The organism is Streptomyces sp. NPDC006326, from assembly GCF_040612915.1.
Lineage (GTDB): Bacteria > Actinomycetota > Actinomycetes > Streptomycetales > Streptomycetaceae > Streptomyces.
In genome coordinates this window covers 124,299-147,716 of the sequence record NZ_JBEXRC010000013.1, presented here as the reverse complement: position 1 = coordinate 147,716, position 23,418 = coordinate 124,299, and the positions used below count along the sequence as shown (strand labels likewise).

General features: G+C 67.1%; 21 protein-coding genes and 4 pseudogenes. 14 read left to right on the top strand and 11 right to left on the bottom strand.

Annotated elements, in window-relative coordinates; translation table 11 throughout:
• Positions 1-1,027: 1,027 nt before the first annotated feature.
• From ABZ128_RS13715 to ABZ128_RS13690, 6 genes and pseudogenes are all read right to left on the bottom strand, one after another.
• On the bottom strand, positions 1,028-1,357 hold the full coding sequence (locus ABZ128_RS13715) for a hypothetical protein (protein ID WP_356848249.1): 330 nt from the start codon (positions 1,355-1,357) through the stop codon (positions 1,028-1,030).
• 549 nt (positions 1,358-1,906) lie between these two features.
• A complete protein-coding gene (locus tag ABZ128_RS13710) occupies positions 1,907-2,404 on the bottom strand; it encodes a hypothetical protein (RefSeq protein ID WP_356848248.1) in 498 nt (165 codons plus the stop codon).
• Positions 2,405-2,477: 73 nt separating this feature from the next.
• Complete coding sequence (locus ABZ128_RS13705; RefSeq protein ID WP_356848247.1) at positions 2,478-2,771, bottom strand: hypothetical protein; 294 nt, start codon at positions 2,769-2,771, stop codon at positions 2,478-2,480.
• A 206-nt stretch (positions 2,772-2,977) separates the two neighbouring features.
• Positions 2,978-3,196, bottom strand: a pseudogene (locus ABZ128_RS13700) (DUF4253 domain-containing protein); the annotation flags it as partial.
• Between the two features lie 638 nt (positions 3,197-3,834).
• Positions 3,835-4,224: a hypothetical protein gene (locus ABZ128_RS13695; RefSeq protein WP_356848245.1), complete on the bottom strand. Its 390-nt coding sequence runs from the start codon at positions 4,222-4,224 to the stop codon at positions 3,835-3,837.
• A 39-nt stretch (positions 4,225-4,263) separates the two neighbouring features.
• A complete protein-coding gene (locus ABZ128_RS13690; protein ID WP_356848244.1) occupies positions 4,264-4,698 on the bottom strand; it encodes a DUF4259 domain-containing protein in 435 nt (144 codons plus the stop codon).
• A 166-nt stretch (positions 4,699-4,864) separates the two neighbouring features.
• On the opposite strand from ABZ128_RS13690, the gene ABZ128_RS13685 reads away from it, so the two are divergent.
• Entirely contained in the window at positions 4,865-5,131 is a 267-nt protein-coding gene (locus tag ABZ128_RS13685) for a hypothetical protein (RefSeq protein WP_356848243.1), read from the top strand.
• 169 nt (positions 5,132-5,300) lie between these two features.
• Here the strand turns inward: ABZ128_RS13685 and ABZ128_RS13680 are convergent, their stop codons facing one another.
• A complete protein-coding gene (locus ABZ128_RS13680; RefSeq protein WP_356848242.1) occupies positions 5,301-5,699 on the bottom strand; it encodes a hypothetical protein in 399 nt (132 codons plus the stop codon).
• A gap of 157 nt (positions 5,700-5,856) precedes the next feature.
• Positions 5,857-5,973: pseudogene (locus ABZ128_RS13675) on the bottom strand (IS5/IS1182 family transposase); the annotation flags it as partial.
• Between the two features lie 1,830 nt (positions 5,974-7,803).
• Here ABZ128_RS13675 and ABZ128_RS13670 point away from each other — a divergent pair.
• Positions 7,804-7,890: pseudogene (locus ABZ128_RS13670) on the top strand (IS5/IS1182 family transposase); the annotation flags it as partial.
• Positions 7,891-8,458: 568 nt separating this feature from the next.
• The gene (locus tag ABZ128_RS13665) at positions 8,459-9,562 is read left to right on the top strand and encodes a hypothetical protein (protein WP_356848241.1); all 1,104 of its coding nucleotides are present in this window, start codon (positions 8,459-8,461) and stop codon (positions 9,560-9,562) included.
• A gap of 387 nt (positions 9,563-9,949) precedes the next feature.
• Here the strand turns inward: ABZ128_RS13665 and ABZ128_RS13660 are convergent, their stop codons facing one another.
• Positions 9,950-11,455, bottom strand: a complete 1,506-nt coding sequence (locus ABZ128_RS13660; RefSeq protein WP_356848240.1) for a S1 RNA-binding domain-containing protein — start codon at positions 11,453-11,455, stop codon at positions 9,950-9,952.
• A 373-nt stretch (positions 11,456-11,828) separates the two neighbouring features.
• Here ABZ128_RS13660 and ABZ128_RS13655 point away from each other — a divergent pair, with 373 nt between their 5' ends.
• The 6 genes and pseudogenes from ABZ128_RS13655 (at position 11,829) to ABZ128_RS13630 (ending at position 17,620) form a co-directional block, all read left to right on the top strand.
• On the top strand, positions 11,829-12,089 hold the full coding sequence (locus tag ABZ128_RS13655) for a DUF6233 domain-containing protein (RefSeq protein ID WP_356848239.1): 261 nt from the start codon (positions 11,829-11,831) through the stop codon (positions 12,087-12,089).
• A gap of 66 nt (positions 12,090-12,155) precedes the next feature.
• Entirely contained in the window at positions 12,156-12,974 is an 819-nt protein-coding gene (locus tag ABZ128_RS13650; protein WP_356848238.1) for a hypothetical protein, read from the top strand.
• A 209-nt stretch (positions 12,975-13,183) separates the two neighbouring features.
• Positions 13,184-14,545, top strand: a complete 1,362-nt coding sequence (locus ABZ128_RS13645) for an SMI1/KNR4 family protein (RefSeq protein WP_356848237.1) — start codon at positions 13,184-13,186, stop codon at positions 14,543-14,545.
• A 431-nt stretch (positions 14,546-14,976) separates the two neighbouring features.
• Positions 14,977-15,183 carry a hypothetical protein gene (locus ABZ128_RS13640; RefSeq protein WP_356848236.1) on the top strand — a complete coding sequence of 69 codons (207 nt, stop codon included), beginning with the start codon at positions 14,977-14,979 and terminating at the stop codon, positions 15,181-15,183.
• Between the two features lie 343 nt (positions 15,184-15,526).
• A pseudogene (locus tag ABZ128_RS13635) lies at positions 15,527-16,224 on the top strand (serine/threonine-protein kinase); the annotation flags it as partial.
• A gap of 94 nt (positions 16,225-16,318) precedes the next feature.
• The gene (locus ABZ128_RS13630) at positions 16,319-17,620 is read left to right on the top strand and encodes a pentapeptide repeat-containing protein (RefSeq protein WP_356848235.1); all 1,302 of its coding nucleotides are present in this window, start codon (positions 16,319-16,321) and stop codon (positions 17,618-17,620) included.
• Between the two features lie 140 nt (positions 17,621-17,760).
• On the opposite strand, the gene ABZ128_RS13625 is transcribed toward ABZ128_RS13630, so the two are convergent.
• Entirely contained in the window at positions 17,761-18,627 is an 867-nt protein-coding gene (locus tag ABZ128_RS13625; RefSeq protein WP_356848258.1) for an ATP-dependent DNA ligase, read from the bottom strand.
• 172 nt (positions 18,628-18,799) lie between these two features.
• Here ABZ128_RS13625 and ABZ128_RS13620 point away from each other — a divergent pair, with 172 nt between their 5' ends.
• Positions 18,800-19,384, top strand: coding sequence for a ferredoxin (locus ABZ128_RS13620; protein ID WP_356848233.1), 585 nt, complete (start codon positions 18,800-18,802; stop codon positions 19,382-19,384).
• Between the two features lie 946 nt (positions 19,385-20,330).
• Here the strand turns inward: ABZ128_RS13620 and ABZ128_RS13615 are convergent.
• Positions 20,331-20,795, bottom strand: coding sequence for a nuclear transport factor 2 family protein (locus tag ABZ128_RS13615; RefSeq protein ID WP_356848232.1), 465 nt, complete (start codon positions 20,793-20,795; stop codon positions 20,331-20,333).
• Between ABZ128_RS13615 and ABZ128_RS13610 the strand changes: the two genes are divergently transcribed.
• From ABZ128_RS13610 to ABZ128_RS13595, 4 genes are all read left to right on the top strand, one after another.
• On the top strand, positions 20,794-21,450 hold the full coding sequence (locus ABZ128_RS13610; protein WP_356848230.1) for a DUF6233 domain-containing protein: 657 nt from the start codon (positions 20,794-20,796) through the stop codon (positions 21,448-21,450). The genes ABZ128_RS13615 and ABZ128_RS13610 overlap by 2 nt on opposite strands.
• A 64-nt stretch (positions 21,451-21,514) precedes the next feature.
• The gene (locus ABZ128_RS13605) at positions 21,515-22,006 is read left to right on the top strand and encodes a hypothetical protein (RefSeq protein WP_356848229.1); all 492 of its coding nucleotides are present in this window, start codon (positions 21,515-21,517) and stop codon (positions 22,004-22,006) included.
• Between the two features lie 166 nt (positions 22,007-22,172).
• A complete protein-coding gene (locus ABZ128_RS13600; protein ID WP_356848228.1) occupies positions 22,173-22,886 on the top strand; it encodes an HAD family hydrolase in 714 nt (237 codons plus the stop codon).
• Between the two features lie 12 nt (positions 22,887-22,898).
• A complete protein-coding gene (locus ABZ128_RS13595) occupies positions 22,899-23,375 on the top strand; it encodes a GNAT family N-acetyltransferase (protein WP_356848227.1) in 477 nt (158 codons plus the stop codon).
• Positions 23,376-23,418: the final 43 nt, after the last annotated feature.

Here is a 23,418-nt window from a genome sequence, read left to right as displayed (position 1 = left end):
GTACGGGGCGCCCGCGCCGCCCTTGGGGCCGCCGGTCGCGATCCACTGGTCCGAGGTCTGCGCCCAGTCGCTCCACCACACGCCGTAGGGGGCCGTCAGTCCATCGGCAGGGCCGGCCAACAAGGCGACGGGGTGCGGGGGGCTGCCGGCCCCACCCCGTGGGGTGGTGCTCGTTCAGGCGAGGCGGACGTGCATCACCAGGTGCTTGTAGTCCTGGCTGGCCATGTCGGGCCCCTCGGTGAAGAGCCCGGGCTTGCTGATCTGCCCGTCCTTCATCTCGCCCAGGTGCAGCGTGATGGTGTCGCTGGTGAACGTGCCGAGCGTGTCCAGGAGGAAGGCCGGTGAAGGCGGCGATGCCGCCGTGCAGGCGTTCGCCGGTGCCGTGAGTGATGGTCGTCGGGATGGGCATGCCCTTGGTGCTGGCCGTGGATGCCGAAGATGGCGTCCTGTGTGGTGCGGTGGATGTTGAGCGGTCGTGCTCCGTCGGGGCGCAGCAGGCGTCGGACGAGTGTGTCGGCTATGCCGGAGATCTCGGCGATGTCTCCTGCCGACAGTGCGCGTGCCCTGCGCGCGGCGGCCTTGCACTCGGGCCGCGTGCAGCCGTAGTCGGCGCAGCTGGGACTGCCGTGCCTGACTCGCGATCGAAGTGGAGGCCCGCGTTCGCCGCCCACGGCTGCGGGCGGGCCGGATGCTGGAGGCGTTGGTGAGTTCATGGCGGGGCTGATTCTGCCCGCCACGGGTGGGGTGAGAACCACTCGGGGATGGCCTCCCTTCCGCCGCTCCGGGCCTGGCACCCAACAGACTCCCCCGGCCAGGCAGGTATGGCGCGTGGATACGGCCAGAGGGCTCTGCCGCGTCAGGCTCTGGGGTGGGCCGGTTTCTGCTGCGACTCCACACGCCGGGCCCGGCATGCATGACAGAGCGGAGCCCACCGACCCCATACGGCAGCATGATCCATGGCAGCACACGCACGGTCCGGACTGGGGAAGGAGCCAGGTCGCGACCAAGGGGCGGGAGGCAGGGGTGCTCATGAGCGGGTTCCTCTCGGCGGTCGGCACTGTATGAACCGTTTCGCCGACCCGGCATTCCCACCGACACACAGCAGCCCACGAACGCCACAAACCGTGTGGTTGAAGACGATCAGGACCGGCGGGTGCGGGGCTTCCCCACGCTCAGCGACGCGGGCCATCCAGCGGGTGCGCCATATCGGCTTGTCCTTGCCGTCGGTGTCCTTGATCTGCCGCTTGAAGAACCTGGAGTACTTCAACAGCTTTGCCGCGATCTCCTCGGCGGTCTCGTGGCAGTTGTCGACCTCGATGAACAACAGCGGGATCCCGTCCTGCGGAGCGGTGACCACGATGTCCGCCTGGGCGCCGCCCGCCCGGCGCGCCCCACGTGCCGGTGGCGGGCAGCGGGGCCCCGGTCGCGTACGAGGCTATCGTCCCCACCCCGCCGGGTGCGTCGACGGCGGCCTGCGCGGCAGCCTTGGCCTCAGCCGGCTCCGCGGTGAGCAGCCGGAGGTCGGGCTTCGGGCGGAGCATCGCGATGACTGTCTCGTTGACGGCCATGGGGTGTGTGGCCCCGCTGGAGCCCGCACCACGGGCGGTGGAGCCCTCTCCGTGAGCGGGCGTCCGAGCCCGTAGGAGGCGGCTTCCAGGCCCTTGGTGGTCAGGTTGCGCAGCGACTCCCCCGCCCGGGTAGTGCCGCCGTTCTCGGCGAGACCGTGCTTGCGCAGATCGGAGAGCGCACCCGCGTGCGACGCCGTACGGGCGGTCTTTCGCTCGGAGGCGGTCGGCTTCGACCTCACTTCCGGCCGACTGACGCTGAGCTGTACGTGCAGACATGGAAGAACCTGAGTCTGACTTGTAGGTATGGGCGGTGTCCGACGCGGGGGCTGAGGCTTCTCCTATTGCTTACAGCCTCGGATGTCGTCTGGGCAGCCGTGGACGTCGTGGGGCTCCAAGGAGTTGAGATTCCAGACGATGAGGCCGCTGGGGACGGGCTCTTTGTCAATGGGCGGGATTTTGACTGCGAAGGCTGGTCCTGCAGGCACGTTCACACGCAAGGCCTGCCGGTCTCCGCAGCGCACTTCGAGATGCCGCTTAACCTCACCGCGGGTGACGGTGAGGGTCACAGCGGAGACGCCATCGGTGTCACAGGCGATGTCGAAGCGGTAGGGCTTACCGCCCGGGGTGTCCAAAGTCCGGTCAATGCCAGAGGCGACGTAGCTGGAAGCCTCGGCAACCTCAGTGGTATCTGCTTCGTCGGCGTCCAAGGCCCGCTGCGCGCGTTGCAGGGCGTCGTCGGGTTCCCACTCCCTGGCTCGACTGTCGTCGTCAGGGGCGCAAGCAACAGCCAGTGCAGCGGTGGCAAGCAGAACTGCGAGGACACGGGTTATCCGCATGGCAGCATCCTAGAGGGGCTCCGGGGGCCCCACCTGGTGCTCGCGAGACCCAGAGTCGTACGGACGGACAATGTCAGTACGTGCGGCGGTAGAGCTCGGGGCCGCAGATTGTGGCGCATGGGTCCTCGGGGCGACCGGCGACGGCCGGCACGGCAGCACGGAGGAGGGGCGACGGAGGCACGAGTACGTACTCGCGTCCCATGGCGTCGGCTTGGGTGTTGCCGTACATGGTGACCTCACCGTCGGACCAGCGGACGAAGAGGTCGTCTTCCCAGTCGTTCATCTCGTATTCGCCTGCAGCGATCACCCGGGCATGGCTCCAGGCTTCATTGCCCTCGGCGGTCGACACGACCGTTTCGCTTTGCACCCCGCCTACTCTGACGTGCCTCTCGTAATTCGCCATACTTCAGCTTTGGTGATCCGTTCCGATATCTCTGGCATGCGTCACGGACGGGTCGTCACACCCTCTTAACCTGATGACACATCAGGGGATGGTAGAAGGCTGCCCCGTCGCCCCCGATGACCGGCTCCGTCGCGACTAATCAGGTGCGCCGTCACCCACCGGGTGGCGGATCAGTCCCACCAGAAATCCCAGCGGTGGGCGCCAGTGATCAGCTCGGCATACGCGGCCAGTGTGTACGGTCTGCCGCCTTGCCAGATGTTGTCAGGGCAGAACGCAAAGTGCTCGGCTGCAACGAGCAGAGCCTCATGCTCGCTCACCGGTGGCGCGGCGATGCTGAGGTGCAGCGTGGAAAACCCGACCGCAACGACACGGGCTCCGAATCGGTTTTCCCAATCGCGGACGACCGCAGAGAATTTCGCAGTGTCGTTTTCGTAGTTGCAGGGGCCAGCCCCAGCCCACGGCTGTCAGCGCCTCGGCACCGGATGGGGCGAACCAGTCCAAGACGGGTCCGCGGGCAGTCGGTGATGAACGCCTGCGCGAAGTCTGAGGCCAGTTGCTCAGGGTTCGTTACCGTCTCGCGGCTGGCCGCAAGGCCGGGCCATACCTGTCCGAAGGGGGCCGTAACAGCGAGGCGCCTTTTGACGTCGAGCATTTCGTCGTCTTCATCGACGGCCGTGTAGGTCGCCCACCAGTGTGCGAGGAGGTCGGCAGGATCATGGCTTGCCGGGGAGGACATCTGCTCGGGGAAGCCCCCCCCCGGACGCCCAAGGGCGGAACTCGCCATCGTTCGGGTCCAGCGCGTCGAGGAGCAGCGGCCACAAGCCGGAACGTGGGTGTTCGGTGTACATCCGCGTCCACAGCTCAGGAGCGGCTGGTCCGTCACTAAGCCACAAGGGCTGTCGATCTCCGTCGCCTTCATCTGATGTGACCATCCGACCGGGCGGGAGCAGGCCAGCAAGGCTCGATCGGGATTCAGGGTGCACGGGCCGGATGCTAGTGCTGCGACCAGGTGGTATCACTGAGAGGGTCAGAGCGCTCGATCCCGGTACTCCTGGAATTCCTCCCAGCCTGACGTATGCCCAGGGGTTATCAGGTCCCCATTCGCACAGTCGAGCACTTTGCACCGCAGAGCCTCGGCAAGACGGAAGACGTCCGTCAGCACGCCGCCGGAGCCCTGGATGTGGAGCATGATCGAGTCCACCGGATCTTCCGACCCGATGTTGAGTTCGACGGACCAAGTCGGGCCGGAAAGCTCGCCCCAGGCTGGGTCCGAGAGGTCAGCTTCGGGGCAAGCCTGAGTGACAGCTGCGCGTACGTCGTCGCGCCGGCCGAGCGGCTCCGGGATGTAGTCAGCGGGGATCTCGTGTACAGAGGTGACGTCGGCGGGTAGACGCACGAGAAGGACGTCCCAGCTCATAGTGACCTTCCGGGTAGGACGAGTGCGGGTCGGGGTGGGTCAGATCAGGCTGAGCTGTTCGCCCGATGACTGTGGCAGGAGCACGTTCTGCAGGCGGCGGATGTTCGCGCGCCAGGGCCCGCCATCCGACTCGTCCCATAGGTCCATCAGTTCCGACGGTTCGGTCATGATGCGGTCGAGGGCCTGAAGGGCGAGATCGCGCAGGCCAGCGAGATCCGGGAGGGGCTCTTTCGGCCCATAGATTGGATCGGCCGGCTCACCCCCGGGGCACTGCGCCGTGACGAGCGCGGCCGCGGCTACGGCTACCTCGGACTCGGGTGCTTCGAGGTAAGCCGCAGTGTCGATCACGCGTGTGAGCGCACTGCGGACGATGCCCACGATGCCCTCACGTTCGCCTGCAGCTACCTCATCAAGGTCACCGCCAAAATCCGCAGCGGTGTCGTTGTCGAAGGGGCCGAGGTCCCATGTGCCCATGGTCTCTCCTGATCACGTTGTTGACCGGGGCATCCTGACAGAGGCCACTGACAGAAGCCGTGCAGTCCCGAGCGGGGTTTCAGCCGCATGTGACTGGTCGAGACAGATGTCACCTGACCTCGATCTGGGCCACCCGCGTCAGCTCGACAGGCTGCATCATGCTGAGATGGCCCACGACATAGTGTTCTTCCTCGCCGCCGACGACGAGACCGCTGCTGCGACACGCCTGCGGGGACCTGGTGACGCTTGTGAGTCCGTGACCTGCCATTGCATCGAGCCGGACAGTGCCATCGCCGAATGGGACATGTACTTCGAGGAGCCTTCGGCCGAGGCACCGCCTCTTGAGCAGATCTATGCCTGGCGGCCGTGGCCGGAGTGGGTCACTGCACCCTTGAACGATGGCGTTGAGGTGTTGCTCTGCCGCAGCGGTTGACCCGGGCGTTGACCAACGCGACCTCGGCCGAACTGGAAGAGCTGGCAGGCCGCTGGACCACGCGGCTCCGGTCTGAGGACGGGGGCGACATGACCGACGATGATCTACTGGCGGTCCTGCAAGGAGTTGCCCGGCTTGCGACGTCTGCGGTGGACACGGGTGGCGGCCTCTACAGCTGGAGCTTCTGAGCGTTCCTGCGCGGGGGACGCTCGTTCTTGACACCGCTGCATGCCAGGAGCTCGGTCCCGGTGGCGTCGAAGTACAGGGTGAAGAACCAAGATCGGTCTGCTGCAAGGATTTTGCCGGTACGCAGGTGCTCGTCGCGGTTCCGAGCGCGGAGGATCTCAACGCTCTCGTCGAGGCCGAGGGTCGTCAGTCCGATCTTCAACGACCATCTCAGCCTTGTCGCAGCGATGCCGAAGACCATCCACTGTGGCGGTCGTCCGTCGAAGAGCATTACCTCGCCGCCGACGACGATGGCGTCGCGTGCTGCCTTGCAGGCACTGGTTTGCTCTTTGAGCATCACGGTGATGTCGGACGGACTTGGGCTCTCGTCCTCGGTGGCCATGGGGCGACTGTAGAGACCGAATGCAGGCGTTGCTACAGGATTCGGCGTGACCTGCGCAGGGATCAGGGACAGAGGCAGTCGTGACAGGTAGAACTGCGGCCCGGCAACATGGTGGTCAATCGGTCAACACCAAACCCTGGCTGCAAGATGCCATGAGCACGGTGTCCGCAGCCTCGCGCCGCAGAACCGTCACCAACTTCCCGAAGACGCGCGGCTCAGCCCCGTAAAACGGGGCTATCCAGGACAGCTCCGACGCCCTGATCACGCCAGCCACACGAAGATCGTCTCATTCCTGACCAGCAGATACGGGACAGCCGCCTTTAACCCTCGCGGACGCCGTGGTTTCAGGCGCCCCGCCCGCCCCGACCACCGGGCCTTCCGAGCGTCTGACCGCACGGATCGTCTCCTCGCACGGCGTCCAGAGACAGTCTGAGTGTGGGCGGGGCGGTGCTGTCAGCGGGTAATAGGCCCGCGAGGATCCTGTCCGGACCGGAGGTCGCATGCTTTCTTACTGAGGTACACCCTGTAGTAGTACCTGTAAGCCAATCTGTAGCCCTTGGCGTAGCCTATTTCGTAGGCGGTGGTTTCCGGGAAGAACTCCGGAGGGCCCCAGCGGGAACAGCTCCAAGCGGCCCTCTTTCCCTGTCGCTCACCCTCTCGGTACCCATCACAGTGGCCTCGCCAATAGGGCTGGTTCAACTCCAAGTAGAAGCCGCATCCCGACGGATCCTGCGCAAGGACATGGGGGCCGGGATGCTGTACCGCCCTCTCCACAGCAGGGACGGTGCTGCCTGCTGCCGAGACAGATGGAAATGCGACGGCAGCACAGAGTAAGAATCCAACGGCGGGGAAATAACGCGAGCGGCGCATCTTTGCCTCCCCGATTGAAATTTCGGAGGAAGGACGGCGAAGGAGACTGCGGATCTGCTGGGTACCAGGTCGCCGCAGCATTCGGCCAGAATCCCTTACCAGTTTAGGAGCATCCTAGCTGTGACGCGATCGGCAGTGGCCGTAGGGCGGGGTGGTTCGACAGGTCATCGCACCCGAGCCTGCGCCAGACCGCGCCAGCGGCCGCAACCGGGTCGGCGGTGACCAGCTCAGCCTCGGTGACCACCGCCGGCGCCGCCTGGTGGTAGTCGACGGCCGTGATGCCCGCGCCCCGACCCCGGTAGGGGTACGGCGAAATACAGGCGGGCGGCGTGCTCCAAGCGCCGGATCCGGCTACCTCGACCACACCGCCCACCTCCTCGGCCTCGGCCGGCTCGCCCCCGCCCGACGACCTGCTCTGAACCTGGACACACACAAGCAACAACGCCCCCGACACCACTACCTATAGCGGGCCATTACACCTGCACAAAAATGAGAACACCTACGCACATATGGCCAACCCGGCCAACCCGAGAAAACCCCAGGCAGCCACCCCGCCTGGTAGCCACCCGGCCCACCAACCGGCAACCCCGACGACCACAACAGACACCCACCACACCCGCACACCAGCCAACCAACCTGAACACACCCAGGTCAGCGCACGCACCCAGCCACTACATCAATGGCCCGTCATAAGTGAAGACCCAGCAGACCGACCAGTCAGCCCCCACACAGCAAGCCCACACACGCGACAACAGACCTTCAGCGGGAAACGACGCCGGCCTTCAGTAGAAAAACGACACCGCACAACCCACCCACCAGGCAAAACCCACCCTGCAAGCCCCGTCGCCAACCACTGCAACTCACACGACGCCCATCACCTCCGCCAGCCACCTTCACACCGTCCCGACTCTCACGCCGGCGGCCTCGGCCATCACCCGCACATGCAGCGACGACACCGACCCCGCACCCTGATCCACCGCCAACAACCGACGCACCACCACACCCCGCGCCAACCGGCCGCCCTCACCCATACCGCAAGCACACCCCGCCCCCGGCCGACCGCACACAGGAATGGGCAACCTCATGACAGCCACCCACCACCCTGCTAGCCACCTCATGGCAGCAGTCTGGTCACCCGGTGGCAGCCAAGATCAGCATCACTACACGGTGAGAGCAGGGACGCCCGCACGGACCCGGCTGACGCCCAACCAGTGCCACCTGCCCACCCATTCACAAGGGTGACCGACGCTGCAAGCTGCCCCCGCACCAGCGGGCTCTCGTCGGCCTGGTCTACCTCCGTCGGCACGACACCCTCGTGCGACACCGCGTCTCCCTGTCCAGCACAACTCATCCCGGTGACACCACCTACACCGCATCAGACTGTCCCCGGGAGCCGCCCATCCTTGGCCTGACCAGCCCAAAACCAAACAAGGCCAGGAAGGACACCAGCTGCGGCTTGCTGGACCACCACCCACGATGTCGCAGCCGCCGACTCGCCGCCCACGCCATGTCCGAACCGGCCTGCCCGCACCACAGCCCTGACCGCCCTCGCCCAGGACCTGCCGCCCGCGACCCTCGGCCCGATGCTCGGACTCCACCCGATCACCGCGGCCCAGTGACGCCGCCGCGCCAATACTGATCCGGCGGGCAACGGGCGAGGGCGCGGTGGAGGGAAAAAGTGTCACCCGATCGGCCTAACGCTTGCTCCGGTTGCTCCGGCCGGAGGAGCCCCGGCGATCCGGTCCTGACCTGGGGTGTATGCCCTCACAGCACGAGGGCCCGGTGAGCGCTGTGCGTCGTCGGGGTCACGGCTCCGTAAGCACATGCCAACAGCAGGCTGCTGCACTTGAAGGGACAGGAATCGAACGGCCGCCGACAAGGAGACCGAGATGTCTTGGCAGCACACCGACCTGACAGGAAAAAGCGGGGGACCACCTGCCACAGCCAGCCCGGCCGGCTACAACTGGGGCGCCGACAAGAGTCTGCACGTCGTCTACCGCGGCGTGGACAGCCGCGTGCAGGAACTGTGGTTCCGGGACAACCAGTGGCACCACAGCACCCCGGGGAGCAAGTTCCTGGAAGACAGCATCCCCAGGGGCCACGCCCAAGCCATCGTCCCGCCATTCACGCAACACATCGTCTACCGCGATGGCGCAGCGACTCCGCACGTCCATGAACTGACCTTCACCGACGGTGGTGCCTGGAAAGATGAGGATCTGACGGAGGCGGCAGGAGGCGTGCCCACGCCGGCCCCCGACAGCAGTCCGGTGGGGTACATGTGGGACATACACAAAACGCGCCACGTGTTCTACCGCGGTAACGACAACCGCGTCCACGAACTGTGGTTCAACGGTCAATGGCACAAGAACAACCTCACCATCGCGGCGGGCGGTGCACCATTGGCCAGCGGAAATCCCGCGGCCTACACCTGGGCCGTCGACGCAGCGCAGCATGTCTTCTACCGCGGCACGGACCGTCACATGCACGAGCTCTTCTTCAAGGCCGGCAGCAACCAATGGATCCACGTCGATCTGTCACTGGCCAGCGGTGCCAATCCGCCGCTGGTAGGGGACGTCAACCCCTCCTGCTACACCTGGAATGCCGACAGAAGTCAGCACGTGGTCTACCGCGGTACGGACAATCATATTCATGAACTCTGGCTCCGGATCGATGAGAACAAATGGCACCACACGGACGTGTCCGCTGCCAGCGGGGGTACCGCCCCTCTGGCCGCCAGCAATCCGTATGGCTACACCTGGGATGTCGATAAGAGTCAGCACGTGGTATATCGCGGCACAGACAACTTCGTCCACGAGTTGTGGTTCCGGGCTGATGAGAGCAAATGGCACCACACAGCACTCAACAGCGCTGCGGGTTTTGGCGTGAAGTCCGACCGCGATCCTTTTGGATGCTCCTGGGATGTCGACAAGGGCCAGCACGTGGTCTACCGCGGCACGGACAACCACCTCCATGAACTCCTGTTCAGAAACTAAGGGCTTGCAAAGCCGGCCAGGGCCGTCAGGAGGCGTACCCCGTGGGGGCTGCCCATGGACGCCGTGGACGGCCTTCTCCCGGCCGCTGGGGAAACGCACGTAAGCGCCCCCTCCACGGCCCATGCAGGCCAGAGAGGAGGCGTTCGCGTCCAGGACCACGGGTCAACCGCAACCAGGACCCGGAGTTCTCACTCTCCGGGAGGCGTTGCCGAAGACGGCGGCCTGACTGGGCGGCCACGTACTCGCCACCCAGCCAGACCAATGAGTTAGTTGTTGTTGTTATTCGCGCCACTGCCGCTCGGCCTTGTACTCCCGAAGCTGCCGCGAAGTAACAAGTAGCTCTAGGTCATCAGGCGCAACTCGGCCTGCACCGGATTCCTCTCGTCGTCAGTCAAACGCCTGACCCTCGGTAGTAGAGGTAAGGGCCTGGACGTGTGACAGGGCGATACGACGGCGCGCGAGATCGACGTCGATGATCTTGACGGTGAGGGCGTCGCCGACCTCGACGACGTCTCTGGACGATTCATCCAGCTCGCTGGTGTGCACGAGCCCCTGGAAGCCGTCCTCTCGGTCCTCGATGCGGACGAAGACGCCGAACGGCACGATTTTGGTGACCGGCCCGATGACCACCTCGCCGATCCTCTGCGCTACCTGTGGCCAGGGGTCTTCCTCCACTGCTCGGAGCGACAGCGGTACCCGTTCCCAGACCATGTCGACGTCGAGGACCTCGGCTGTGACCTCCTGGCCGACGCTGACGACGTCGGACGGGTGGTCGAAGGGACGCCAGGACAACTCCGGGATGTTGATCATCGCGGTGAAGCCGCCGATGTCCACGAAGGTGACGCCGAAGCTGGCGATGGTCGTCACTGTGCCAGTGACGACCTGGCCGCGCCGCAAGGTCTTCAGAAAGGCCCAGTTCCGGTCGCTGGGCGTCGGCTCGGTCTGCCAGCGAGCGCGTAGAACGCCGTCGCTGTCGGGCAGCACAGCTGTGAACAGCGGGAGATCTTCACCGGCATACATGGATACGACGCCGGCAGCACGCGCGGTGGCGAGCTGGGAGGTCACTGCCTCGAACTGGGTCTCGTCCACGACCGTGCTCGTGATCTGCCCGTCCTCGTCCTCCCAGACGATCTCCACGAGGCCTTCGTCGGGTAGAGCGGCCACGGCCGTGTCGACGTCGGTGAGCAGGTCTGGCCAGATTGCCAGCTGTGCGCGTGGGGCCAGCTGGGAGCGCACAGTCTCGATGTTGTCGCGGGTCAGGCGGTGCCACCGGGAGGCGTTGACGGCGAAGACCTCCTCCAGGAACACCGCGCGGTGGGCACTGACGGTCCAGTGCAGGCGGCCCCAGTAGTCGGCGTCGGCCGGGCGCTGCACGTACGCGGGGTCGTCGGGAGCGAAGTCGTACGGCGAGGCGTCTAGGCGTTCCGGGAACAGGCCGAGCGCGCGAGTGCGGGCCAGCGCGGTTTCGCAGGGCTGGTTGCTGCCGATGTAGACGTACTGGTCCCAGCCGACGTGCACGGCGAACGCTCCCCCTGCCTCCAATCGGCACCAGGCGCCGTTGTCGCGGAGCATGGACCGGACGAGTTCCAGGCCGACGGCGATCGGCACCAGAGCGCCGTCGTGGAACCCAGCCGGGCCAGCCGGGAACAGGTCGGCCAGGCCGTAGCCGTCTACCGGTGGCTCCAGGCCGAAGTGGGCGAAGCCTCCGATCTGTGGCTCGCGGATCTCCAGCTGGTCAATCCCCGCCGCCTCCGCGAAGGCGGCGATTGCCGCCAGGTAAGCCACCTCGACCGGCCCGTGGTCACTGACCGTGTCCTCGGCACCGATGTAGTGGCCGCGCTCGTCACGGTGGGCGGGGTCGTACTTGGTGATCCGGTAGACGAACGGCGGCACGCTGCTCCCTGGGTGGTCTGAAGGGGATCCCAGCGTAGGTTCCGCTGCCGAGTCCGCGGTCAGGATTTTCGGAGGAACAGCCCAGCTCACCCCGGCTGGGCACCCTCTGCTCGCCAACTTGGAGCGCACCATGACCTCCCCCGTCCCCGCCGACAGAGCGCAGCCCGTCACCTGGGCGCCCAGCCAGACCGGACCCTGCTCGCGGTGCCACGCCCCGTGTTGCCGGTACGGGGCCGGGGCCTCGCCCTTGTGCGAGGCATGCAAGGCACGGCGGCGGGAGCAGTACGGGAGCTGAGCGGCTCATGTCCGTGCTGCCGCCGGACCTGCCCGGCTCAAAACCTCGATCACCTACCTGCGCGGCGAACTCGGCCGCGTGGAGCTGGTGCTTGCCGCCGCAGAGGAGCGCGAGGCCGCCGCGGCCCGGCAGCAGCCGGCGCCCGAGCCTCCGGCGTGGCTGGTCGAGCGCGGGATCGGCGCGGGCCGACTCCCGATCCGCCTCCACACCGGGGATTGCTGGGACACCGGCAAGCGCTGCATCCCCACGGACCCCGAACTGGTGCGTCGGCTCCTGGCCGAGGGCGTACCAGCATGCATCCACTGCCGCCCCGACACCGCCCTCGGAGTGCTGGAATGACCGAGCACTGCCCGCGCGAGACTCCCCCGTCGACCCCTCGCATCCCTCTTGCGCTACCCTCCGGCAATGCCAAGCATTGATCGATCTTTCGTTCGACACTGGCGGCGCGCGACAGTTGCAGGCATTGTCCTCAGCGTCGTCGCACTGGCCGGCTGCAGTCCAAGTGGCGCCTCTACCGGTCCGGCCGGAGCGGCATCCCCGCCCGCAAATGCCACGAGCCAGGCGGCGGCGTCAACACCACTGGCAACTGGCCCTGCCGCGAGCTCGACGGTCACACCACTGTCCTTCAGCTACCACGCCCTCGGCAAGCAGGAGTACATCGACCAGACGCTCTCCATCCACAACGACGGACGGACGAGCGTGGTGCCAACCCTGGCGATCACAGCGGTGGACAACACGGGGAAGGATCTGCCAGACGTCCGGGTCACCACCGCCTACGGCAGCGACCGAGGCAGCCTCGTCGTCCAGCCCCGCGGCGGCTACGACGTTCTGGCCTTCAGCGGAGCCGACGCCAGCCAGGTCGCCGATGTGAAAGTGACCGTCAAAGAGCTTGTCCCGAGCGATTTTCCGGCCGATGTATCCGATGTCAAGGCCCAGCCAGCCGACGCGGCTGGTCAGCCTATGAGCAAGTTCGATGCCTTCGACCAGGTCATCCTGAAGAACCCGAACAACACGGCTGTTCCGGTCCGCATCGTATATCTGGTCTATGACCAGCCGAAACCCGGTTTGTCCCAGCAGGCGACTGAGGTGGTCCCGATCGGCGGGCTGACCACAGTTCCGGCCGGGGGCACCGCTTCTGTGACTGTATCGGGAGACGCCAAGGCGGCAGTGGAGAAGTTCTCAGGCGGTCCGGCCGTCAGCGTCAAGGCCTACTTCTCCCGATAGCCGGTCGCGCGGGGCCGCCGGATGCCGGCCCCGCGCCATCATCTGGGCGATGAGGGTGAACCACCGTCACGGACATGTAGTCATGAACCATCACAGTTCAGAAACCGGTATCAGAGGGAGTGGCCCACCGAAGGGGTGTCAGCCGTCTCACCTGTCGCAGGCGGCGGCCTGGCGCCCTCTCTGTCACTAGTCCCGCGTACGGTCTGCGCATGGTTGATCAGAGAACCCCCTTGTCACCGGTATGCGATTTCGCGACCTGGGAACCCGTGCTGCGACTCATGCTGGCCGACGACACAGAGCGGCCTGTTGCCCGGCCGGCCCGCGTGGCGGGCCGCATCAGCCAATACGGCTGGAGCCTTGCCCATCGGGGATCCTTGTCGTCGACGGCACGGATCGCGGTGGAGGACATACAGAGGGCGCTCGCACGCGGCGGAGCGCAGGAGGTCGCATTCAGGGCGGAGGTCCAGCCGGACGGAAAGACCACGCTCGGCCTGGTCTGGCCGAGCCCGGTGGTGGAACCGGCCGTGGGCTACCCGGACCTGGGGGTGCTCGTCCTGGCCGATGGTGCCCTTCCCGAGCCATGGCTCCGCCGTCCCGACCCGGTGTTGGGTACGGTGCGGGCGCGGTCGGTTGATCTGGAGTTGTTGGAGCGGACGCTGCGTGAACGGTTGCCCGACGCCGTCGGCGCGACTGAAGAGGAGATCACTGCCGCCGAAGCGCGCTTGGGCGTCACGTTCTCCGACGAGATGAAGGTTCTCTACCGGGTGATCCCGCGCTGGGAGTACTGGAGCGACGACTACGAGGCAATGGAGCGCGTCAACACGGCGGTCGGCTGCGAGTTCTTGGCGTTGGAGCACCTGTACAGCGTCGACGGGACAATCCGCAACCCCGGATGGGACCTCGGCGCGACGGACACGGCGAGCACCCTGCCCGACGCCGCGGTGCAGGTTCTGGCCGGCTCGCCGGGCTGGATCGGCTTTGGAACCAACGGCGGCGATGAATTCGCAGTCGACCTGACCCCCGGCCCGAGCGGATACTTCGGGCAGGTCATCCTGGTCGATCACGAGCAGAGCCTCGGTGCCGAGCTTGTGGCCGATTCTCTCACCGACTTTGTCCTGGGGCGGATGAGCGAGGAAAAGCCGGATCGCCGCGGGGACCAGCTCCCGGCGGTGGCCAGGGTCGGCGGCGGACACCTGGAGACGGTCCAAGCCGCAGCCCACCCCGCCCTGGAAGTCCTGTCCATCGAGGCCTGGGACGCTGCGCCGTTCAGCCTCGCACCTGTCGCCGGACTGCCCTGCCTACGCACTCTCACCGCTCTTCCGGGCACGCTGGCCGACCCTTTGGAAGTCGCCGGGCTCACCGGACTGGAGTTCCTGGAACTCGGCGCGCTGGAATGGCGTGTCCTCCTGGATGCCGGAGCCGTCCCGCGCACCCTGAAAGCCGCAGCCATCAAAGTGCGGGACCAGGACCACCTGCCCGTCGTGGCCATCGCCAACGAGATCCTGGCCCTCTGGGACCGGCCCCAGGTCGTCCAGACGCTGATCGAAGGAGACCTCGGCCCCACCGCCTGACCGGCAGGGCCGCACAAGCCGAGGTCCCTCAGCACGCTACGTGGCCTGGATGGACAACTCCGATGCTCAGAATCGACCCCGCGGCCGACGAAGGAATCGACCAATGCTCAGGCTCGGTGCAGGCACGCGCCGGCCACCCCACCAGGTGGAGCGGCGGCCCCAGGAAAATCGGGTCGACCGAGCGTTGCGTAGCGGCGAGTATGCGACGCGACCGCTCAAGCTCCCGGAGACGCATGTGGGTAACCGACAAGCAGACATCGACTTCACCTTCCAGCACCCAACCACCGTGCGCGCCCTGCTGGAGTTGCTGACCCCGGCCGGCTGGGCCGCCGAGGAAAACCTCGGCACGCCACCGCCGCCCGGCCCACCCGACCACCAGTCCACCTCCGCCAGCAACACCCGTCCCGGCCCGGAACGACCGAAGCGAGAACATGAGCAGGGAGCGACGGCCCCGCGGGCGGTCCGACCCGGTGGACGCCGAGCCGGCGAGCGGCCTGTTCCGGGCCGAGCGGGACCTGCCGGTCGAGCAGGGCCGGCAGGTCCCGGCGGCGACCGAGTGCGTCCATCTGATCCGGGTGGACGCAGGGGCACTCGGCGTCCCCGCCAGCGGAACCAGCAAGCCGGCGCGTGCGAGGTGACCGACCGCGGAGGGGGTCACCCGCGGCCGACACCACGGCAACGGCACCCCGAGGGCGCCCGTCAAACCGGTCCGCAGCCATCCCGGCGTCGATCGGGCCCCGCAGCGCCGCCCGGACCGCCTCCGCACCAGCGGCCTCCACCACCGCCCGCGACCACAACCCCCGACCCGCGTCCGCCGACGGGACCAGGCCCGAGCCGGTCGCTCACCGCCAGGCCGCCAATGGGACCCGCAGCCGGCCTGCGGCCTGTCCCTCGTCGTAGTGACGGTCGCACCCGACATCGCGTCGCAGCACCCTAACCGATATCCCTCGCCCCGAGGCATCCGGATGCTACTTTCGGCATGTGGTCCGATATCAGCCCATTCAGCTCGGTGCACAGATCGCGGGTTACCAGGTGGAGCGTGAGATCGGCCGCGGAGGTGTGGGCGTCGTCTACCTCGCGAAGGATCTGCGGATAGGCCGTTCCGTGGCCCTGAAAGTGCTCGCCCCCGAAAGAACGCGCGATGACGTTTTCCGTCGACGCTTCATCCATGAGTCGCGCGTGGCCGCTTCGATCGATCACCGCACATCCTGCCGATCTTCGGAGCCGGAGAGGCCAACAGAGTCCTGTACATCGCCATGCGTTACGTTGACGGGCCGGACTTGGGGACTCTCCTAGACCGGGACGGTCCGCTGCCGGTGACGGGTGCGCTGGGCATCGCCGCGCAGGTGGCGTCGGCGCTCGACGCCGCGCACGACCACGGTCTCGTACACAGGGACGTAAAGCCCTCAGGCCGCGCTGTACCTGTAGGCGGTCGGGGCGATCTGTACAGCCTCGCCTGCGTTGTCTATGAGGCCCTAGCGGGTGAGCCCGTGTTCCAGCGGGATGACGGCGTGGCGCTGCTGTGGGCGCACCAATACGACCTGCCGCCTCCTCTTTCCGAGAGGCATCCGGGGCTCGCCCCGGCCGTCGACAGCGTGATGGCAAAGGCGCTGGCCAAGGACCCTGAGCATCGTTACGGTTCATGCCGGGAGTTCGTGGCGGAGCTGATTTCCGCCGCGGGCGGTCGGGTGGCTTGAAAAGATGTCCCGGAGACGCTGGTGGCCGCGCCGATGGCGGCATAGGAGCGGTCGGTACGCGCCGGACCTCTGGCCCGTGTGGATCGTGGCCGGTCTGGCTGTGGTCGTGGTCTGCGTCGCCGGCGTCGTGGCGTACTGGCTCGTCCGCCGACTGACGGAACCCACGGAGACCCTGGGCGTTCCCGACGGCATCAGGCTCAGCATCGCCATCCTGACGGTCTTCGGCGCGGTGCTCGCCGGCGTGTACGCCTACCGCAAGCAGCGCATCGCCGAAGGGGACGCCCACCGCGCGGACGCGACCCAGTTCGCCGAGCGCTATCGCACGGCAGCCGGCCAACTCGGTCATGAAGGATCGGCCGTACGCCTCGCCGGCGTGTACGCGATGGCCCGCCTGGCCGACGACTGGGTAGAGCAACGCCAGGTCTGCGTGGACGTCCTGTGCGCCTATCTGCGCATGCCCTACGAATGGAACCCGGAGTCCGACCAGTACAAGAAGGGAGAACGGGAAGTACGGCAGACGATCATCCAGGTCATCCGCGATCACCTCCAGGAGTCACGAGAGGAGTCTTCCTGGTCGACCTGCGCTCTTGATTTCACCCGCGCGACATTCGACGGAGGCGACTTCTCCGGCTGCCGGTTTCGCGGCAGTGTCTCCTTTGCCGACGCCGACTTCGTCGGTGACCTGATCAGCTTCGACGAAGCCGGATTCCTCGACGGCACAGTCACCTTCCAAGGCGCACGATTCGGCGCCGGCGCGGTCACGTTCAACGATGCGCAGTTCCAGGGCGGTACGGTCAGCTTCGACGAGGCGCGGTTCAGCGGCAGCGCGCTTTTTTTCTGCCGCGCGGTGTTCGGTCCCGGCGACATCACTTTTCACCATGCGAGCCTCAGCGGCGGGACGCTCGTCTTGGATGAAGCACGGTTCAGTGGCGGTACGGTCGGCTTCGACTACGCTCAGTTCACCAACGCCACGGTCACCTTCAACCGGGCGCGAGTCGATGACGGTTCACTCGCCTTCCGCCGCGCACGGTTCACCGGAGGCACGCTGAGCTTCGACCACGCACACTTCACCGGCGGTGCCGTCGCCCTCGACGACGCGGAATTCACACGCAGTACGGTGACCTTCTACACGGCGCGGTTCGACGGTGGGAACGTCACCTTCGACTACGGGCAGTTCACCGACAGCACGGTCACCTTCCACCACGGGCGATTCAACGGAGGCACCGTCTCGCTCGGCCACGCCAGGTTCAGCGGCGGCATGGTCTCTTTCGTCCGCGCCCAGCTGAACGGGGGCCAGGTCGCCCTCTCCGACGCACAGTTCAACGACGCCAACGTCCGATGGGGCCGCCTCCGGCCACCCGAGGGCGGGACGGGCTGAACTCCGGCCCGAATCTCACGAGCGAGTGCTGTCGGAATCGTCCCACGTCCAGGCACCCACGACACCGACAACAGCGCACCATGACCCCAAAGGCCCCACCCCAGGCAGCCGCCGCCAGCGGGAGGCCGGCCTGGCGCCACTCAGCCCGCGGCCGCGGCCGACCCCACCCCGAAACGGGGCACGTCCTGCACGCTCACGTCCAGGCGCAGCCGCTTGAAGCGCACCGGGTGCCGGAAAACGCCCCGGTCCACGGCTCGATCAGCGCTGAACTCCGCCACCAGCTCCGGGCGGACAAGCACCACGTCCAAGACGTCACGACTGCCCCACGCCGAGGCGAAGATGACCCCCGTCCAGGGGTGACCGGGACGAGCCGCGGCCAGATGCTCACCCACCTGCTTGGCCGCCTCCGGGCGCAGGGGCACCGTGCGCGCGACTGCGCGCAGCCGGCCGTCCTGGTCGTGGCGGCCGAGGACGAGGAGCTGCGGGCGGGCGAGCGTGCCTGTGATGGCGCCGATGATCGCCTCGGTGGTGTCCCGTCGTCTGATCTTGGTCCACCCGCGGTATGAAGGGAGATACCGGCTGGCCAGGAGCTTGATCACGATGCCTTCGACGCCGGACACGTCCGTCCAGGACTCCAGCCACTCACGCGCGGTGGCCAGGTCCGTGGTCATTGCGCACAGCGTCCACGGGGCCGTCAGGGCGCGGGTGGTGAACAGGGACTCCAGGCGGGCGCGACGCTCCTGATACGGCAGGTGCAGCAGCTCCTCGCCGTCCTGCTGCAAGACATCGAACGCCATGAAGAACACCGGGGACTTCGTGGCGAGCGCGCCGGCGGTGCGGCCGCGGGCGGCGGCCCGGCGCTGAAGGGCTTCGAAGGACAGTCGGCCGGCTGCGGTGTCCCAGACCACGAGCTCGCCGTCGAGGACCAGGCCCTCGGGCAGCTGCCCGGCGGCCGCGACCAGGTCGGGGAACCGGTCCTGAACCAGGGAGCCGCGCCGGGTCTGCAGAAGCAGCCGGCCGCCCGGGCCGACGGGGGTGAAGAGGATCGCGCGGTGGCCATCGAACGGCGTTTATGCGCGGTTGGGCTGTCCGCGGCTCCCGGCACACGCCGGCACATCGGCGGTGGCCAGGACTTCTACCGCACTCACCACGTCGCGGCCGTCTGACATCCTGCGGACCATGACCTACTGGGACCCGATACCGACCACCCGTGCCCTGGTGGGCCAGCCCCACCCCCTATGGCGCGGCGACCTGGTGAGACACGACTGGTCCGAGCCTGCACCCGACGGTTGGGCCAGTCGTGACTGGCGTAACGTCCCGGGCCCCTTCTACACGGCCAACACCGACAACTGCATGACCGGGCGGCAATGCGCGCCGCATCAGGTCGCGTACGAGGACGAGTACTGCAGCGAGTTCGTCTACCGCCAGCCGGTCAGGGCAGGGGAGGTCCATGAGCTGACCTGCGCCGCGGAATGCGACCCGTTCGGAGGGTACGGCGGCGACGGCGACTCATACTGGCCCCCTGAACTGGTCCAGGACTGGTGGCGCGAGCGCGACAGGGTCCGGGAGTGGGCCGTGCGCGTGGGGTACGGCGAGTGGGCAGTGTCCGAGCGCGAGGCATTCCGGGACGTCGCGGCCGGCGCACGGGCCTACCTTGCCCACCTGGAACTAGGCCTCGGGCCGTACCTGCGCGACTACATGTTCTGGCTGGCCGAGGGGCGCCCGTCGACCCCGGGTGAACGGCTGCCGGAGTTGGGCTCATAAATGACCCACCGACCGCAGCAGCCCAAGCAACGGACAACCCGAACCCTGTCCATAACGGCGTCTGCACCGGGACTTGCACCTGCGCTGCCAACAGGCGGGCCCGCACCGCCGCCACGCTGCTCGGATGGGCTATTCACGAGTACCGCTGGCCTGGTCCGGTACAGGGCGCCCGGAGCCGGAAAGTCAGCTGAACAGCCAGGTCAAGTCCTCTACGGCCGAGCGGCAACAGCATCGACGCCGGACTCCCGCAGCTTGCGGGCCAGGAACTCCATCTCAGGCATCGTGCCTGAGTGGGCTCCCGCCAAGGCCTCCCTCAGCAGGGTCGTGACTTGCGACAGACCTATGCCAAGTTCTGCCCGCAGAACCCGCATGATCGCGGCGTTTCCTGCTGATGGATCCACCTGGAGGCGGGCTGGTCCCCGCTCGGAGAGCAGCCGACCTCGTAGTTCGGAAGGCAGATCACCGCCGCAGTCAGCTATCGCAAACCCGCAGGCTGAACACCTGGACTCCGTGTCCCAGCGCAAGGAACCGTGGACCAGAGCTTGGACGCCCCAGCACTCCAACTCTGCACCGCAGTCCTGACACCCAGCTGAGTACCTGATGGACTCGAAGACCGCCTGATCCATACCCACCCCTTCAGGGAATTGAGGTTAGACGACAGGCTGAGCACATGCGATACGAGGAGAAGGCGAAGCTCACCGCCGCGAGAGTCCTGATCCCGGTGGCCGTCCTTGTCGCCTCACCAGTGCTGCTCATAGCCGGAGGACCGGTCCGCCGCCGATACCTCCGCTACGTCTACCGGGATGAGGCCCCAGCGATCCTGGACAAGGAGCAGGGCCGAATCAGTGTCCACTGGTTCGTGGTCATGAGCCCGCTTCTTGCATGGCTCTGCTGGCCCGCAGAGGCACTCGCCCGGCTCATCTCGCGGCGACGTCAAACGGCAAGCTCAGGCGTCGAGGTACTGGTGGCCGTAGGGATTGTCGACCAAGTAGATGAAGGTGCCGTCCGGGCGGCGGCGCAGCACGTCGGACGACACACCGCTCATGTCCAGCGTCGTGCCGTCCGGCAAGGTCGCCTTGATGGTCCACTCATCCACCCAGGCGACGATGTCCCCGGTAGCCAGACCGGCCCAGCGATGCGCCCGCAGATCCGGCTGCACGCTCACATAGGCCGAGACCGCAGTGCGGATCTCCTCCAGCCCACGCACATACGCACCAGGCCCGGTGACGTAGATCGAATCCGGGTCGAAGCAGTCCAGCGCGGCATCCAGATCACCCGAACGCACACAGTGCTGAAAGTACCGGGCAGCGCCCACCGGAGTGGACCGGTCGAATGGTCCGCTCGACGTGGTTCCCCGCTCGTGTGCCAGAGCGCCGCCAGGACCACGGGACTCCGTTTCGGAACTGGACATGATCCTCCTGTGCTTCGTCGGCCACCTGGCCGGGACGGTGACCGGGGAGCGCCGTGAACCGTTCGTCTCCTCTCTACAGTCACTCCGGGCACCGCGCGACCGGCGGCTGTCCTACAGCGGCCACCCCGGGGGAAATCCACCATGGTCGCCGTGCACCGTGCGACTGGGTGTAGGCGAGAGACGGCCGCCGCGAGCGAAGTGCAGAGATGCCACGCGCCGTGCGCGGGTTACGGGGCGCCTGCCAACACGCTGTGCGAACGCTGCAAGGCGCTGCGGCGGGCCGCACAGGCGGGCTGACCTGTGTCCCAGCTTCCGCCTGACTTTCTGTGCCTGCGGACGGTCCTCCACTACCCGAGGGACCGGCAGCGGCCGGCTCCCGGTCCGCGTCCACACCGGCGGCTGCTGGGACACCGGCAAACGCTGTGCTCCCGCCAGCGCCGAGCAGATCCGCGGCCTGCTGGTGGGGGCGTCACGGCCTGCATCCACTGCCGGCCCGACACCGCCCTCGGCATGCTGTAGTAACCGGCGGCTCCAGGGCGGAGAGAGGGTCCTGACCTGGTGCGATGGATACAGGACGGGCTTTTATCCCCTCAGTGGAGGACTGTCAAGTCCCGAATTTCCGTGCCGTGACCCCAGGCCCCGGGCCGGGGCGTAATGGAAGCACGGAGACACACCGCCCGCTCACCCCAAGCCCGCCCCAGGTAAGGAAACCCTCTCTCATGGCCATCACCAGGACCCGCCGCATCGTCCCCCTCATGATCGCCACCGCCCTGGCCACCGGAGGCGTCTCCCTGACCACCACCGCATTCGCCGCCCCGAACACCACCCCTGCGAGCATCACCGCCGACGGCGACAACCCCACCCGCGCCAAGCTCCTCACCCACCTCAACATCGACAAACTGTCGAAGATCCCCCTCACCCACCGCGCCGTCCTGACCAAGGCCACCCCCGACTCCATCGGCACCGGCGGCTCCACCAACCAGGACAACACCAACATCGGCACCGGAGGCGCCCCCAACCAGGACGACAACGGCTCCGTCGGCACCGGCGGCTCCTCCAACCAGGACAACAACCAGGGCTCCTCCGACTCCATCGCCACCGGCGGCTCCACCAACCAGGACAACAACGACTCCAGCCCCGGCGGCCCCGGCCGCAACGACGACATCGTCATCTACACCCCGAACACCCCCTCCGGCCCCGTCGTCAACTAAACCGGCCACAGCCCGAGCCGGAGCCGGAGCCGCACAACCTAACGACCCCGGGGAAATTGAGGTCCGGACGTGCTGGCCTGCCGCGATATAGAACCCGCTCAATGTAGCCAGTGTTTGGGAAGTGGCCCTGGCGTCGAACGCGACGACGTAGTCAGGATCGTGAGTCATGCGTGCAGTTGTGTTTGACATGGATGGGACGCTTCTGGACAGCGTCCCCACGGTGTCCCGGGCGTACGCCGACGCGATTCGTTCGCTCGGCGGCCCACCGGTCTCCCCGGATGAGGTGGTCGCCGGCTGGCATGTCGGCCACACAGAGCTGGTTCTTGCACACTTCCTCGGCCGCACCTGCGGCCCCGCCGAGGTCGAGTGCTTCCACGCCCACCTGGATCCGGCCGTCGCCGAGCTGCGGCCGTTCCCTGGCATACCGGCCCTGCTCGACGAAGTCGCCGATGCGGGCCTGCGGCTGGGCGTATTCACGGCGGCCACCCGGCGAGTGGCTTTGAGTATGCTCGCTGCCGCCGGAATCGACGCTCGATTTGGCGTGGTCGTCGCAGGCGACGAGGTTGACAGGCCCAAGCCGGCGCCGGACGGGTTGTTGCTGGCACTGCGGCAGCTCGGGGTTCCGGCCGAGGCAACCGCCTATGTGGGTGACGCTGAAGTGGACCTCGACTGTGCCAACGCCGCGGGATCGCTGGGAGTGCACGCCAGGTGGGGTGCACGCGCCGGTCTCCGTGCCGGGGCTCACCCGGTCGCGGCGCGTCCGTACGACGTCCTCAGCCTGCTGGCGGCGCCTCGCAGCCGCACGGGCAACGGCACGGCCCGCCAGGGCGACTCTGACAGTGTTCGGCAGATCGGCAGACCAGCTGAGGCTCTCGGGTGAGGATGGGCAGTCGTGATCAACATTGGTTCGTTGCGTGAGGAGGATCGCGCAGCCTGGGAAGTGCTGGCGCGCGGTTACAAGGCGTTCTACCGCACCGCGGTGCCGGACGAGGGCTACGAGGAAACTTGGCAGCGGCTACGGGGCGGTACCGAGTTCCACGGCATCGGCGCCTGGTCGAAAGGGAAGCTGGTCGGCATCGCGCACTATCTGTTCCACCCGACGTTCTGGATGGAAGACAGTTGCTACCTCCAGGACCTCTTCGTCGACGAGGCGGCACGCGGCCGAGGCGTGGCGCGGATGCTGATCGAGAAGGTGGCCGATGCATCGCGGGAGCGGGGGGCATCCCGCTTCTACTGGACCACTCAGGAGGACAACACCGCCGCCCGCGCACTGTACGACAAGGTGGCGAGCTTCAAGGGGTTCATACGCTATGACTACCCCATTGGCTCGCGACCTGGGGGAAGTGCCGGCGGGGCCGGTCGGCAGTGACGTGAGAAGGGCCGTGCAGGTTAGGTGAGTTGTGAAGCTGACC

Coding starts and splice junctions, on each gene's coding strand:
- ABZ128_RS13710 (WP_356848248.1), bottom strand. CDS start 2,404: ATGCGGATAACCCGTGTCCTCGCAGTTCTGCTTGCCACCGCTGCACTG.
- ABZ128_RS13695 (WP_356848245.1), bottom strand. CDS start 4,224: ATGAGCTGGGACGTCCTTCTCGTGCGTCTACCCGCCGACGTCACCTCT.
- ABZ128_RS13690 (WP_356848244.1), bottom strand. CDS start 4,698: ATGGGCACATGGGACCTCGGCCCCTTCGACAACGACACCGCTGCGGAT.
- ABZ128_RS13685 (WP_356848243.1), top strand. CDS start 4,865: ATGGCCCACGACATAGTGTTCTTCCTCGCCGCCGACGACGAGACCGCT.
- ABZ128_RS13680 (WP_356848242.1), bottom strand. CDS start 5,699: ATGGCCACCGAGGACGAGAGCCCAAGTCCGTCCGACATCACCGTGATG.
- ABZ128_RS13665 (WP_356848241.1), top strand. CDS start 8,459: ATGTCTTGGCAGCACACCGACCTGACAGGAAAAAGCGGGGGACCACCT.
- ABZ128_RS13650 (WP_356848238.1), top strand. CDS start 12,156: ATGCCAAGCATTGATCGATCTTTCGTTCGACACTGGCGGCGCGCGACA.
- ABZ128_RS13645 (WP_356848237.1), top strand. CDS start 13,184: ATGGTTGATCAGAGAACCCCCTTGTCACCGGTATGCGATTTCGCGACC.
- ABZ128_RS13640 (WP_356848236.1), top strand. CDS start 14,977: ATGAGCAGGGAGCGACGGCCCCGCGGGCGGTCCGACCCGGTGGACGCC.
- ABZ128_RS13620 (WP_356848233.1), top strand. CDS start 18,800: ATGACCTACTGGGACCCGATACCGACCACCCGTGCCCTGGTGGGCCAG.
- ABZ128_RS13610 (WP_356848230.1), top strand. CDS start 20,794: ATGATCCTCCTGTGCTTCGTCGGCCACCTGGCCGGGACGGTGACCGGG.
- ABZ128_RS13615 (WP_356848232.1), bottom strand. CDS start 20,795: ATGTCCAGTTCCGAAACGGAGTCCCGTGGTCCTGGCGGCGCTCTGGCA.
- ABZ128_RS13605 (WP_356848229.1), top strand. CDS start 21,515: ATGGCCATCACCAGGACCCGCCGCATCGTCCCCCTCATGATCGCCACC.
- ABZ128_RS13600 (WP_356848228.1), top strand. CDS start 22,173: ATGCGTGCAGTTGTGTTTGACATGGATGGGACGCTTCTGGACAGCGTC.